We start from the raw sequence: 14,258 nt of genomic DNA, 5'->3' as shown, positions 1-14,258 counted from the left end.
GGCCCGGCTACCGCGTCCGTGACATGGCAAAGCGTGCGGGCCGAGGCCCTGCGCCGCATCCGCACGCGCGAGTGGCCGCCGGGCGCGCTGATCCCCAAGGAAGCAGAAATCGCCGAAGAGCTGGGCTGCGCGCGCGCCACGGTAAACCGGGCGCTGCGTGATCTGGCGGAAGCCGGCTATCTCGACCGGCGGCGCAAGGGCGGCACGCGTGTGACCGAAACGCCGGTGCGCCGCGCGGTCTTTGACATTGCCATCATCCGCCATGAGGTGGAGCAGTCCGGTGCCAGCTATGGCTATGCCCTGCTGGTGGACCGGATGGAGCGCCTGCCCGAGGACCTCGCCGCGCTGCTGGACCAGCCGCCCGGCACGCGCTGGCGGCGCGTGATCGCCCTGCACAGCGCGGGGAAGCGGCCCTTCTGCCTCGAGGACCGCTGGCTTAACCCGGTTCTGGTGCCACAAAAGCGCGCGGACTTCACGGCCTCCAGCGCCAATGAATGGCTGGTGCGCAATGTGCCCTTTACGGGCGGTGAGCTAAGCTTTCAGGCCCGCAAGGCCGACACCGCCCTCGCCTCCCGGCTGGGCTGCGCGCGCGGCAATGCCGTCTTTGCGGTGGAGCGCATCACGCGTACCGATGACGCCGCCGTCACGGCGGTCACGCTGACCTATGCGCCGGGCTATCGCCTCACCACGACGCTAGGCTGAAAGCCGCTCGGCAATCGCGCGGCCCATGCCTTCAGTGCCGACAAGGCGGGTATCCTCACCGCCCAGCAAATCGCCCGTGCGGTAGCCAGAATCGAGCACATGACTCACGGCCTTTTCGGTCAGGTCTGCCAGGTCCGGCCGGCCCAGCTGGTGGCGCAGCGCCATGGCAAGGCTGAGGATGGCCGCGCACGGATTGGCAATACACTTGCCCGCGATATCCGGCGCCGAGCCGTGGATCGGCTCGTAAAGGCCCGGCATGCCCGGCTCGCCCAGCGCGGCGGACGGCAGCATGCCCAGCGACCCCGTTAGCATCGCCGCCGCATCGGACAGGATATCGCCGAACAGATTGTCGGTCAGGATCACGTCGAACTGGCGCGGGTCGCGCACCAGCTGCATCGCGCAGTTGTCGGCATACATGTGCGACAGCGCGACATCGGAAAATTCACGCTTGTGCAGCGCCGTGACGGTCTCGCGCCAGAGCAGCCCGGATTCCATCACATTGGCCTTTTCCACCGAACACACCCGCCCTTCGCGCTGGCGGGCCAGATCAAAGGCCATGCGCGCCACGCGCTCGATCTCGGGCGTGGTATAGCTTTGCGTGTTGAAGCCGCGCTTCGTGCCGTCGGGCAGTGTTTCGATGCCGCGCGGCTCGCCGAAATACACCCCGCCGATCAGCTCGCGCACGAAAAGAATGTCGAGGCCGTCGATCACGTCGCGCTTAAGCGTGGACGCGTCGGCCAGCGCCGGGAAGCACAATGCCGGGCGCAGATTGGCATAGAGGCCCAGCCCTTTGCGCAGATTGAGAAGCCCCTGTTCGGGACGCAATTCGTAAGACACGCTTTGCCATTTCGGCCCGCCCACAGCGCCCATCAGCACCGCGTCGCTGGCTTTGGCCATTTCAAGGACGTGCGGTGCCAGCGGCGTGCCGTGCCGGTCCAGCGAAGCCCCGCCTATGTCGCCGTTCTCCACGCTCAGGCCAAGCCCATGATGGGCGTTGAGCGCGTCAATAACGCGCCTGACCTCAGCCAGCACCTCAGGGCCAATCCCGTCACCGGGCAAGAGCAGAATCTTCATGGAATACTCGCTTGACGTGATCCACATCCAAACCTGCGCGACCGCGCCGGATTTCGCAAGCGCAGCATTGCGCCTGCTGCATCGCTTCAGCCAAGCCTTTGACTTGACCGGCCTATTCCCCGACACTCCCGGCATCCGCATCATCTGCCCGCCAGAGGGACGGCGCACGGCACTGACGGAGGGGGCGTGGTCAACACATCGGTATTCTGCACGAGCTCGGCGCCGCCAGAGGCCCGGTTCGAGGCCTGGCGCGAAAGCGTCGGCGTCATCTATGAGGTGAGCCGCGAGGGCGCGCCGCAGGGACGTGCCTTTCACGCGCGTGTCGAAAGCCTCATCATTGACGGGATTGTGCTCAACCGGTGCACCGCCGGCGGTCAGAGCTTCGCGAGGCCTGCGGCGCGTTGTGCCACGGACGGGCTCGACCACTACATGATCCAGCTCTTCCTCGCCGGTTCTGTCGAGATGGCCAGAGGCAGACGCCGGGTCAACGGCAGGCGCGGTCAGCTGATCGCGCTCGACCTCGCTGACACGCTCGACTCCGTCAACACCGATTTTGACCTGCTGAACGTCTTCATACCGCGCCGCCGGCTCAGCGCCTTGCTCAGGACACCGGACAGCCTGCAAGGGGTGACGGCAGATACCGGTACCGGTGCCGGCAAGCTGCTTGCAGACTACATCGTCTCGCTATACCGCAGCGGCGCCACGCTGGGCGAGGCGGAGGAAGCCACCTGCGCCACCGTGCTGCTCGAACTCGCGGCCATGGCGTTCAACGCATCGGGGGAATCCGGGCACTATCAGCCGGACTGGCACGACCATTCACTGGCGCTGAAGGCGCGCATGGTAATCGGGCGGAACCTGCACGTGCGCGAGCTGACCCCGCAAATGATCGCCAGCGCACTCAACGTATCGCGCGCGCGGCTGTACCGGGCTTTCAGGGATATTGGCGGCGTGAACGAGACCATACGCGAGATGCGCCTGCGCCGGTGCTTTTCCGAGCTGGTTTCACCCGCCAACACCCATCGTCCGGTTGCCAATATCGCCGATCAGTGGGGCTTTACCGATCCATCCCACTTCGCGCGTGTGTTCCGCTCCAGATTTGGTGTGACGGCGAGCGATGTGCGCGCACGTCAGGCGCTGAACGCCATGGTCCCTGTTGCACCTGACGGGCCCGACCGCTCCTACGAGGCGTGGATCGCGTCCATCGGCTGATGAGACGCACGGACAAGCACCAGAGACGCATATCCAGTTTTTTCGGGTTTCATGGCCTCCTGATCGCCTCCTAACATCGCGCGCAAGGCCGATCAGGGAGGAAACCATGCGTTCATTCATTGCTGCCGCCAGCCTTGCAGCAGCCGCCACCATGCCCGCCATGGCGCAGCTGGTGCCTGAAGGGCAGCGGCCGGCGCTGGACATTCTGCGTGCCGACGAAGTGCCGGTGAACATTCTGGGCGATATGAGCGAAGGCTGCCGGATTGATGGACAAGGCGTCTTTGATGTCGTTCTGGGCAGTCTTGATCACTACGAGATCAACTGGATACGCGGCGAGGACCATCATGACTGGCGCATCCTGGTCACGCTGAACCTGTTCGGGGAAGGCGGCGATGCCGGGTGTGCGGGCAATCTGCTGGTGGAGATATATCACGCTGCCAGCATTCCGCTGGAGTTCTCCAGCGATACGTTTGAAAATGATGCGATCCTCCTGCGTCTGGAAAACCGCTTCGGGCCGACCTTTGCGGAAGGTGATGCGCTGCAGGAAGAATTTCTCAACTGGCTGGCCGCAGAGCTCGGCAGCGGCTGGGCGATGATGCTCGAGGAGCGGGGCTGACAAACAGCCGGTTGCGGCGGGCTTCCTAGCGTTGCTCGCCGCCCTCTCCCTCCTGCGCCGCCTCCGCTGGCGCCATGGTCTCATCGACTGGCGCAGCTGCCGCCTCCTCGCGGCGGCGGGCTTCCAGCGCGTCCAGTTCCCGCAAGGCGGACGTGCCTTCGAACATGCGCCGGAATACGCCGGGCGCCAGCGCCGACAGGGGATTGGCGGTCACGCGCGTGGCGTCGAACTGGCCCTCGACCGTAAACGTCACGCCGACAACGCCTTCGCCCCGGCGCGAGGTCAGCAATTCGCCCACGACCGGCAGATTGCCGAGCACCGAATTCAGCCCGTAGGAGGGCAGGATGGTGCCCGACACATTCATCCGCTCGCCAGCAGTATCGACCACCCCGGTCCATGTCAGACCCAGTGACGGGCCCGCCACGCGCCCCTCACGCATTTCCAGCAGGCCGTTGGCAAAGGCGTACTCCACTTCCAGACGCTCAAAATCGATACCCTGGCCGGAAAACAGGCTGCCGAGGCCTTCCAGTGAGCCGGCGGCCAGAATGCGGGCCAGAAGCGGCATTTGTTCCAGCCGGAAGCCGCTTGCCAGAAGGCGTCCCTGAACGCCGCCCGGCATGCCCGCCGGCGGCAGTACCCCCTCAAGCTCCATCGTTCCGCCCGTAATCGTGCCGAACCCGCCCAGCGTACTGAGGACCGCACCGGCATCCGCGCTGCTGGCCGACAGAAGCCGCATGCCGTCCGGCTGCGGCGCAACGGCCAGCGAAACCTGCCCGCGTGGCAGTGCGGCCTGAAGGTTCAGCCGCTGCAGGCCGAGCGCATCTGCTTCCAGGGCGAGACCCACGGCGCCGTAGCGCACCCGCCCGGCCTGTACCGTGTCAATATCGGCCACCAGGGAGATGGCGCCAGCCCCCTCCCCGCTGAACAGCCCGCCCGACACAAGGTTGGCAATCAGGTCGCTTGCATCAAGAAAACGGCCCGAGATACGGATATCGAGCGCCCCATCGCTGCCGTCCGGCCGGCCAGCGCTGATCGACAGGTCGGACCGCCCGCCCACAATCACCCGTTCAAATGCCGCACTGAGCAAAAGCCCGTCCGCCGCAAGCTCCGCCTGCCCGCGTATGTCCACATCATCGCCCAGAACCGCCAGCCGGCTGATATCCAGCCCGCCCGTGGACGAGCGCCCGGCAATCATCTCCAGCGCCGCGGGAGTGCCGCGCGGCTTGGTCCACAAATTTTCCGGCAATATAAGGGCCGCATCGGTCAGGTCGCCCATCACCACATATCGGGAAAAATCAAACCCGTTGCCCGTGAACGTCGCATCGAGGCCGATCTGGCCGTCAATAATGCCGCGCGCCGGTATCCCGGCCAGATCCAGATCGCGCGCATCGGCGTTCGACACGATACGCACGCGCGTACCCAGCTCACCTTCCGGGACCTGGAAACGCTCACGCCATTCCATGCGGGCCTGGGAGCGGCCGATGCGCACATTGCCGCTGGCTTCCAGCCCAGCGCTATCGGCCTGAAAGGAGATATCACCGTCTGCGATGCGGACATCGCCCAGCCCGGCCGGCGCAGCCACACCCGTGAACCGGCCCGAGACATCGAAGCCTATATCCTCGTAGGGAACGTTGCGCAGCATCGGACGGGTGATTTCGAAGCGCACCGCGCCCTCGCCCTCCAGCGTCGCCGGATCAAACCCGTAATCACTGGCAAGGTTCAGCGGAGGCTGGTCGAGCAAAGCCACAAGGCCAGGCAGTGCCCCCCGTCCCTCCCCGCCAAACCGGGCGGGGGCTCCACGCGGATTGAAGCGCGGAATGTCGACGGTGACCGTATCGATCTCCAGCGCATCGATCTGCCCTGACCGGCCCGTCAGGCTGAGCGAGTTGCCACGCACCACCGCCGATCCGGAAAGCCCGGTCAGCGGGGTCATGGTGGAGATATAGCGCGCCGTGGCATTGCTGAAATCGAAGCTGACCATCAGATCCTCATCGTCCAGCATCCCGGCATTGAACGCCTCGGCAGGGATATCGATATCGGCGCGCAGATTGCGCGCCTCGCCAGCCAGTATGTTGGCCTCGACCCAGTCCCGTCCGCCCAGGGCAAAATCCACCGGCCACAGAGCCAGAACGGCATTCTTGCGCACAACGCCGTCAACAGCACCTTCGATGCGGATGGCAGGCCTGCGGCCCTCAACCGTTTCGTCCAGCCCCAGACGGCCGGAGAAGCGCGCAATGATATCGAGAAACTCGGCCTCCGCGCTATCGATGAAGAGCTCTGGCGATTGTGTGTCCAGCCGGCCCGAGAACGTACCGCGCGACCAGGCAAACGGGCCGGGAAGCGTATCGGGAAGCACCAGCGCCCCCTCGCCCAGCTCCAGCTCGTAGCGGGCGCGCGAGGGCAGCAGATTGTCATAGCCGGCAAATCCGTAAAGCCGGCCGGAAGCGTCCAGCCGCAAACGCTCGCTGTCGAACTCCAGCGCGCGAAGCTCAAGCTCGCCGCCGGCAGCATCCAGTGATGCGCTGACATGTCCGGATGCTATGGGAAGCGCGCCATCGGCGCTGCGGAACACGCCGTTGCCGGCATCAAGGCGCAGCTCCACTGCGCGCAGCCCGTCCGTCCGGCTGGCATCGAGCACCAGATCGACATCAAGCGGCAGATCGAAGGCACCAAGCCGCCCCCATCCGCCCTGAAGATTGCCCAGCGTTGCGGGAACGAGGCCTTGGGCGGAGAAGGCCAGAAACATGGCTTCGAAATTGGCGCCCGTCTCGAGCTCGACCGTTACCGGTACCGGGCCTGCAGGCGCGAGAAGGCCCGCGCGGGCCGAAACCTGCAAGGCGCGGCCCGCGCGCTCAAGCTCCAGCTCCGCATCGGCAAACCGCACCGACAGCCCGCTTATCATATCCTCGACGCGCAGTTCTGCGCCACTGATACGCGCGCGCTGCAACCGGCCGAGAACCGCGCCCGCAGCGCCCTCATTGCCTGCAGCATCAGCATGTGCCGTGCGCCCGCCCAGCGATGCGCTGACCACGCCGGCCGCATCGCGGCGCACCGTGAACACGCCGCCCACGGCATTGATCTCCACCGGACGGATGCGTCCGATCACAAGCTGGTCGAGTGCCAGCGCCAGCTCCACCTGCTCGGCAGTGGCCAGCACCTGGCCATCAGCCCCGTCAACTTCCAGCTGGCGCATGTCCACCACAAGTGCCCGGCTGTCCGGCGCATAGCGGACGCTGGCGCGGCCATAGCGGGCCTCTTCCCCGCCCAGCGCCGTGGCTATGGCCGGGCGCAATCCGGCGACAACCGCATCCACATCCACAGGCCCGCTGGCGAGACGCCACAGCAGGGCGGCAGCCGCGAAGATGGCGAGCGCCATCAGGACGGCAATTGCCTCCAGCGTGTAGATCAGGAAAAGGCGGGCGCTTCGGACTAGCACGGAGACCTGTATGTCAGCGGAGCACTGGACGCGAACAGCCTGGCACCCACATCTTGCCGGGAACCATGCCGAACACCTTTCAGCAAATCAGGGAGTAAACTCTTGAGCACTTTGAATCCCGGCGATAAGGCCCCCGATTTCTCGATGCCCACCGACAGTGCCGGCAAGGTTTCGCTGTCTGACTTCAGGGGCAAGAACGTGGTTCTCTTTTTCTACCCGAAAGATGACACTCCGGGATGCACGAAAGAAGCTATCGGGTTTAGCGGCAAAATTGACGAGTTCGAGGCGGCAGGTGCAGTTGTTATCGGTGTATCGAAAGATACCGCTGCCAAGCATGGCAAGTTCCGCGCCAAGCATGAACTTACCGTGATACTGGCCTCTGACGCCGAGGGCGACGTTACCGAGCGCTATGGTGTCTGGAAAGAAAAGCAGATGTACGGGAAGACCTATTGGGGCATTGAACGCTCCACCTTCCTGATCGGCCCCGACGGCAAGCTGAAAGCTGTATGGCGCAAGGTGAAGGTGCCTGGCCATGTCGACGAGGTGCTGGAAACGGTGAAATCCGGCTCGTGACACGGTCACTCCAGGACGCCGCCATCGCGGTCCTGCAAACGGCTGAGCCAGTGGCCAAGGCACGGCGCGCACGCAAGACCGCGTCAGCCTGGCGCGATGGCGCGCTGGCGTATGACCCGGACTGGCACGGCAGCCTACCGGACCGCCCTGCCCGGCCTGACCGGCCGCGCCTGGTGCCGCCGGCCAGGGTTCCGCGGCGGCGCCTGACCAGCGAGGCGGGGCGGACGGCCCTGCTGCATGCTGTCGCCCATATCGAGTTCAATGCCATCGACCTCGCCTTTGACATGGCGGTCCGGTTTGGCGGTTCAGCCGAGCTGGATGCCACCGCCCGCCATGCCTTCCTCACCGACTGGATCGGGGTCGGCGATGACGAGGCACGCCATTTCCAGATGGTCAGCGGCCGTCTGTCTGAGCTGGGAGCGGCCTATGGGGATCTGGACGCCCATGACGGGCTCTGGTCGGCGGCGATGGCGACATCGGACGATATCGCCGCGCGCCTTGCCATCGCCCCGCTGGTGCTGGAAGCGCGCGGACTGGACGTGACACCGGGCATGATCGATCGCCTTGTGTCCGCCGGTGACAGACCCAGCGCCGAAATACTTACCACGATCTACAATGAGGAGATCGGCCACGTCGCCGCCGGCCGCCGCTGGCTGGACCATGTCTGCGCCAGCCGCGGGCAGTGTCCGCGCGAGACCTTCCACCGCCTTGTCCGGGAACGATTCCCCGGTGGATTGAAGCTGCCCGTTAACGCAATTGCCCGCGCCGAAGCGGGACTCGAGCCAGACTTCTACGAGCCACTGCTTCCGCAATGAGCAGTTAAAGCACTGAATTAAAAAAGATTTAACTGCGCCTAACGCGAATGCGGCCCGAAGGTTGCATCAGATTGCACGGAACTGGTTGAAAACCGTCACATTCCTGTGCGAGTGTTTCGCCTTCGAGGCGGGATTTCAACGAAAAACCGGGCGGGAGCGCATGGTGAAACGTCTTCTCGCCGGCCCATGGGAGCTGATCAAGCAACGCTTCCCGGACCGGCAGATATACCATCGCAGTGATGGTCAGGTGCGATACTTCGCCGTGACCACAGAGATGCAGGTGGGAGCGTTGGCGGTCGCGTGCGGCCTTGCCATCTGGCTGACCATCTCCACTGTGAACATGATCCTGGAGAGCCGGACGGACATGATCCGCTCTGCCAGATTCAACGAAACCATAACGGCATATCAGGCGCAGCTTGAAGAAGCGCGTGCGGCAGAGGCTGCGGCCATCGCCTTCCTGGAATCGCGCAGTGATGCGTTTGACCGGACAGCCGGCGAGTTCCAGGTGCGTCACGACACGGTCCGCCGCCTGCTTGACTTTGCCGAAGACCTGCAGATTGGCGAACGCCAGCTCAGCCCCAGCCTCGATAATGGCCGCATCCTCATGGCCGCCAGCACTGCAGATGCGGCGCCGCGTGAATCCCTGATCCGTACCGCCGCCCACGAAGGCGATGGCAGCCCCGCCGAAGAACGCGTCGCCAGCCTGATGACAGACCAGGAAGACGCGCTGGCACAGGCTGAAGAGTCGGCCGAAGCGCGGCTGGAGAATCTGCGCGCCGTCCTGCGGCTTACGGGGCTGCGGCTGGAGGAAGTGGTGCGCGAAGGCCGGTCGGGAGATGGCGGTACGGGCGGACCTTTCGTCGCGCTCGACAATGCTGCGCTGATGGGCGAAGGGCTTGATCTGTCCGATCCGTTCAACGCGCGGGTGGCGCGCATCGCATCGCGCCTCGTCGAGCTGGAAGAGCTGGAGCGGGCCCTGTCGGCCACGCCGCTGAACCTGCCGGTATCTGGCCCCTACCGCGATACCAGCCCCTATGGCTCGCGCATCGACCCCTTCACCCGCCGCCCCGCATTCCATACCGGGCGCGACTTCGCAGGTGCACGCGGTACACCGATTACTGCTGGCGCAGCGGGCAGCGTCGTTTACGCAGGCTGGCGCTCGGGCTATGGTAGAACCGTGGAGATCGATCATGGCTACGGGTTCAGGACGCGCTATGCGCACCTGCACACGATCGACGTTCGCCGCGGTGATGTGGTGGAAGCAGGCCAGCGCCTCGGGGGAATGGGCACGACCGGGCGTTCGACAGCAACGCATCTTCACTACGAAGTCTGGTTCAGGGGTAACCACCTGGACCCTGAGCGTTTCTTGAGAGCAGGACATTATGTTCAATAAAAAGGACTCCCCCGCCCCGGAAACGGGAAGCCCGCCGCCCCCAGCCAAAAGGTCCGCCATGAAATCGAAAGCTCCCTCTATTCTCAGCGCTGATCTGACGATCACGGGCTCCATTTCCTCCGAAGGCGAGGTTCAGCTCGATGGTATCGTTGAAGGCGATGTCCGCGCCGGATCGCTGAGCATCGGAGAGGAAGCCACGGTAAAGGGCGAAGTGGTCGCTGAAAGCGTGGTCGTACGTGGCCGCGTCGAAGGCTCGGTCCGTGCCCGTCAGGTGCAGCTCGCTGCCACCGCCCGCATCGAGGGCGACATCGTCCACGCCACGCTGGCGGTTGAAAGCGGCGCGTACTTCGATGGCCATTGCCGCCGCTCTTCCGATCCGCTCGCCGACAAGAAATCGGCCAGTTCGGACACCATCGCGCAGGACAAGCCGAAAGCAGCGGCCTCCATGCCGCCTGCACCGCCCAGCTCCGCAGCGGCAGCCTCGGCACCTCGCCCTGCCGCCGCCGCCAATAGTGACCCGTTTGCCTCCAAGGCGTAGGTCAGCAGGTCACACGTGATAATGAGAAAGGGCGGCTCTGATGAGCCGCCCTTTTTTTTGTTCTGTTGCCGGGATTGCCACCTGCCCGCCTGGCTTATTGCGCCTCGGCCTCGCCGCCCACACGCGCGGCCAGCGCCGCTGCCATGAACTGGTCCAGATCGCCGTCCAGCACGCCTTGCGTGTCGGAAGTTTCGACGCTGGTGCGCAAATCCTTGACCATCTGGTAGGGCTGCAGGACGTAGGAGCGTATCTGGTGCCCCCAGCCGATATCGGTTTTGGCATCAGCTTCCGCTTGCGCCGCGGCCTCGCGCTTCTGCAGCTCCAGCTCATACAGGCGTGCACGCAGCATGTTCCACGCGGTTTCGCGGTTCTTGTGCTGGGAGCGGTCAGCCTGGCACTGCACCACGATGCCCGTCGGCTCGTGGGTCAGACGAATGGCGCTGTCGGTCTTGTTGACGTGCTGGCCACCCGCGCCTGACGCGCGGAACGTGTCGGTGCGCACATCCTTGTCGAGTATCTCGATCTCGATCGTGTCATCGATCAGCGGATAGGCCCAGACGCTGGCAAAGCTGGTGTGGCGGCGCCCGGAGCTGTCATAGGGCGAGATACGCACCAGCCGGTGTACACCGGCCTCGGTCTTCAGCCAGCCATAGGCGTTATCACCCTTGATCAGCAGGGTCGCCGATTTCAGGCCGGCTTCCTCGCCTGCCTGCTCCTCGATCACCTCTACCTTGTAACCGGACGCATTGGCCCAGCGGGTGTACATGCGCGTCAGCATGGCAGCCCAGTCCTGCGCCTCGGTACCGCCCGCGCCGGGGTGGATCTCGACATAGCAGTCATTGCTGTCGGCTTCGCCCGACAAAAGGGCTTCCAGTTCTGCGCGCCCTGCCCGCTCCTTCAGCGCCTTGAGGGCCCCTTGCGCATCCTCGAAGAGCTCCTCATCGCCTTCGGCATCGGCGAGTTCGGCCAGCTCCAGCGTATCGGCGAGCTCGGTCTCGATCTCGCGCACATTCGTCATTTGCTGGTCGAGCGCATTACGCTCACGCATCAGGCTTTGCGCCCTGGCCGCGTCATTCCAGAAGTCCGGCGCCTCGGCGCGCGCGTTCAGCTCATCAAGGCGTGCTTCGGCCTGATCCCAGTCAAAGACGCCTCCTTAGCAGTTCCAGCGACTGCTCGATGGAGGTTTTGAAGGACGCAATATCAGCGCGCATGATTGTACTCGTTTCGCTTTACGGCAGGCACCCGGGCCCGGAAGAACCTGGATACTGGCGCTTAGCCAAACTGGCCACGCCCGGCAAGGCCCGAAGCTGTGATGGCTAGTAGATTCCGTCCAGACTTTCCGCCGCTTCTTCCGTTTCGCTGTCGTCCCGCTCGCCTTCGCGCAGGCGGCCCGAACCGAAACTCAGCGTCTCTTCCTCGCGGCTGGCCCCGCGCACCGGCTCGGTTCCGGGCCGGAACGCCTCGAGGATCACACCTGCACGGCCGAGCACGGACGGTTCACCAGACCGCGCATCAATCGGCACCAGGCGCACGCCTTCAGGCACGCGGAAAGGTGCGACCGGGTACTCTTCCAGTATGGGCGCAAAGGTATCGCGGGCAATCGGCGCCGCAGCCCGTCCGCCGGCCTCGCCCGAGCCCAGCGGCACAGGTGTGTCAAAGCCGACATAGACGCCAACCACGAGATCGGGCGTAAAGCCGACAAACCAGGCGTCGCGGAATTCATTGGTCGTGCCGGTCTTGCCAGCCACCGGACGGCCGAGCGCATTAAGCGCGCTGCCGGTTCCGCGGCGCACGGCGCCTTCCAGCATGGATACGACCTGATAGGCCGTAACCGGATCGACAACCTCTTCACCCAGCTCTGCCAGCTCAGGCTCGGCCAGCCCGTCCCGCCATTCCTCTGCATCGCACGCCACACACTCGCGCTGGTCATGCAGATAGATGGTCTGGCCGGTGCGGTCCTGCACCCGGTCGATCAGGGTCGGCGTCACCCGCCGCCCGCCATTGACCAGCGCGCCATAGGCGCTCATCAGCCGCCACAGCGTGGTCTCGCCAGCACCCAGCGACATGGAGAGCACCGGGTCCATCCGGTCATAGATGCCGAAGCGCTCGGCATATTCGGCGATCGGCTGCATGCCGGTATCCTGTGCCAGCCGGACCGTCATCACATTGCGCGACAGCTCAAGGCCAAGGCGCATGGTCGAGGGGCCATAGAACTGGTCGGAATAGTTGGATGGCCGGTAGAACCGGTTATCCCCGCCGCCAGTAGCCGCGAACGGCGCATCCAGAATGATGCTGGCGGGGGTAAAGCCATTATCCAGCGCCGCCGCATAGACGAAGGGCTTGAAGGAAGACCCCGGCTGACGCCGCGCCTGCGTGGCCCGGTTGAACTGGCTTTGCTGGAAGGAATAGCCACCGATCATGGCCAGTACGCGGCCCGTATAGGGATCCAGCGCCATCACCGCGCCATTGATTTCGGGCACCTGGCGCAGGCCGTACTCCTCGCCCTCTTCGGACAGACGCTCGACGAGCACCACATCGCCCAGCTCCAGCACATCGGATGGGCGCTGAACGGCCGGTCCGAGGACCGGGAAATTGTCCGATGAGCGGCGCGAGGGCGTGCGCGCCCATCTCAGCTCGGAAAGCGGAATCGTGCCTCGGACCCGGTCAGCCATGCCGATCAAGACATCATTGTCGCGCACTTCCAGCACCACCGCATGCGTCCAGCCTTCGTCCAGATCGCGCGGCAACTCGATTTCGGCGAGCTGATCCGGCCAGGCGTCAAAATTCTCCAGCGTGGCGAGCGGGCCGCGATAGCCATAGCGCCGGTCATACTCCACCAGCCCGGCACGCAGTGCCGAGCGCGCAGCCAGCTGGGCGCGCGTGTTCAGGGAGGTGCGCACCGACAGGCCGCCGGAATACAGCTGCTCCTCGCCATACATGTTGAACAGCTCGCGGCGCACTTCCTCGACGAAGTATTCCGCCGCCAGATAGGTCTCGCCCTGCAGCCGGCTCACCGTTTCCAGCGGCTGGGCCTGCGCCTCACGCATCTCGGCCTCGGTGATGAAGCCGTTGGCATGCATGCGGGCGAGCACATAGTTGCGCCGGCCGATGGCCGCCTCCGGGTGACGTTCGGGATGATAATTGTTGGGCGCCTTGGGCAGCGCGGCGAGATAGGCGATCTCGTGCAGTTCCAGCTCGTCCAGCGAGCTGTCGAAATAGTTCAGCGCAGCCGCCGCCACGCCATAGGCGCGATTGCCGAGGAAAATCTCGTTCAGATAAAGCTCCAGAATGCGGTCCTTGGTGAAGGCGCGCTCCATGCGCATGGCCAGCACCATTTCCTGAACCTTGCGGGCAATGCGTTGTTCGGACGAGAGCAGGAAGTTCTTCGCCACCTGCTGGGTGATCGTCGATCCGCCCTCGAGACGCCGGCCGTTGAGCATGTTGCCGACATTGGCAATCGCGGCCCGCAGCAGCCCTGTCAGATCAATGCCGCCATGATCGTAGAAATTGGCATCTTCCGCCGCCAGAAATGCCTCCACTACGTGCGGGGGGATGGCCTCTATCGGCACGAACACACGCCGCTCGAACGCATATTCGGCGATCAGCAGCCCGTCACCGGCATGCATCCGGCTCATGATCGGCGGTTCGTATTCGGCCAGCTGCTCGTAATCGGGCAGGTCCTGGGTGACCTGAACGACATAGATCGACACCGACACCAGGGCGACAATGCCGATAATGGCGATTGTTGAGCCTGCCCACAGGGCCAGCTTGCCGAGATTTCTCACACTGAAAACTGCCATGAATTTCGCCTGTCCAGTCGATGCCGCCTGCCTGCCTGGCCGCAGCAGCAGACCTTGCCCCTCACTGGGGCGGCATTATGGCGTGATCAGTCCTATCCGTCC

Annotated in this window: 11 protein-coding genes; 7 read left to right on the top strand and 4 right to left on the bottom strand. The window is 64.7% G+C overall.

All coding sequences use genetic code 11. The features are described from left to right. Positions 1–18 precede the first annotated feature (18 nt). Positions 19–702 carry a histidine utilization transcriptional repressor HutC gene (gene hutC, locus IEV75_RS08285; RefSeq protein WP_217978941.1) on the top strand — a complete coding sequence of 228 codons (684 nt, stop codon included), beginning with the start codon at positions 19–21 and terminating at the stop codon, positions 700–702. On the opposite strand, the gene leuB is transcribed toward hutC, so the two are convergent. Further along, a complete protein-coding gene (gene leuB / locus IEV75_RS08280) occupies positions 694–1,776 on the bottom strand; it encodes a 3-isopropylmalate dehydrogenase (RefSeq protein WP_233351802.1) in 1,083 nt (360 codons plus the stop codon). The genes hutC and leuB overlap by 9 nt on opposite strands. A gap of 186 nt (positions 1,777–1,962) precedes the next feature. On the opposite strand from leuB, the gene IEV75_RS08275 reads away from it, so the two are divergent. Next, the gene (locus IEV75_RS08275) at positions 1,963–2,985 is read left to right on the top strand and encodes an AraC family transcriptional regulator (RefSeq protein ID WP_188452085.1); all 1,023 of its coding nucleotides are present in this window, start codon (positions 1,963–1,965) and stop codon (positions 2,983–2,985) included. A 106-nt stretch (positions 2,986–3,091) separates the two neighbouring features. Next, on the top strand, positions 3,092–3,601 hold the full coding sequence (locus IEV75_RS13915; RefSeq protein WP_233351801.1) for a hypothetical protein: 510 nt from the start codon (positions 3,092–3,094) through the stop codon (positions 3,599–3,601). 25 nt (positions 3,602–3,626) lie between these two features. Here IEV75_RS13915 and IEV75_RS08265 read toward each other — a convergent pair whose 3' ends face one another. Continuing rightward, positions 3,627–7,037: a YhdP family protein gene (locus IEV75_RS08265; RefSeq protein WP_188452084.1), complete on the bottom strand. Its 3,411-nt coding sequence runs from the start codon at positions 7,035–7,037 to the stop codon at positions 3,627–3,629. 102 nt (positions 7,038–7,139) lie between these two features. On the opposite strand from IEV75_RS08265, the gene bcp reads away from it, so the two are divergent. The 4 genes from bcp to IEV75_RS08245 all read left to right on the top strand — a co-directional run bounded on the left by bcp (position 7,140) and on the right by IEV75_RS08245 (position 10,356). After that, complete coding sequence (gene bcp / locus IEV75_RS08260; protein WP_188452083.1) at positions 7,140–7,610, top strand: thioredoxin-dependent thiol peroxidase; 471 nt, start codon at positions 7,140–7,142, stop codon at positions 7,608–7,610. Further along, positions 7,607–8,425 carry a ferritin-like domain-containing protein gene (locus tag IEV75_RS08255; RefSeq protein ID WP_233351800.1) on the top strand — a complete coding sequence of 273 codons (819 nt, stop codon included), beginning with the start codon at positions 7,607–7,609 and terminating at the stop codon, positions 8,423–8,425. The genes bcp and IEV75_RS08255 overlap by 4 nt, the downstream gene beginning before the upstream one ends. A 160-nt stretch (positions 8,426–8,585) precedes the next feature. Next, positions 8,586–9,818, top strand: a complete 1,233-nt coding sequence (locus IEV75_RS08250) for a M23 family metallopeptidase (protein ID WP_188452081.1) — start codon at positions 8,586–8,588, stop codon at positions 9,816–9,818. A gap of 58 nt (positions 9,819–9,876) precedes the next feature. Beyond that, positions 9,877–10,356, top strand: coding sequence for a bactofilin family protein (locus IEV75_RS08245; protein ID WP_217978946.1), 480 nt, complete (start codon positions 9,877–9,879; stop codon positions 10,354–10,356). A 94-nt stretch (positions 10,357–10,450) separates the two neighbouring features. Here the strand turns inward: IEV75_RS08245 and prfB are convergent. Next, positions 10,451–11,567 (bottom strand): peptide chain release factor 2 gene (prfB, locus tag IEV75_RS08240; protein ID WP_188452079.1). Its coding sequence is split into 2 segments (ribosomal slippage): positions 10,451–11,497 and positions 11,499–11,567, totalling 1,116 coding nucleotides; the frame shifts between segments, so codons are not numbered across the junction. Between the two features lie 105 nt (positions 11,568–11,672). Continuing rightward, positions 11,673–14,156, bottom strand: coding sequence for a penicillin-binding protein 1A (locus tag IEV75_RS08235; RefSeq protein WP_188452078.1), 2,484 nt, complete (start codon positions 14,154–14,156; stop codon positions 11,673–11,675). Between the last annotated feature and the right edge of the window lie 102 nt (positions 14,157–14,258).

It is taken from the genome of Glycocaulis albus (assembly GCF_014639075.1).
Taxonomy (GTDB): domain Bacteria; phylum Pseudomonadota; class Alphaproteobacteria; order Caulobacterales; family Maricaulaceae; genus Glycocaulis; species Glycocaulis albus.
Note: the sequence above shows the minus strand (reverse complement) of the source record. Positions and strands in the feature narration are given on the sequence as shown.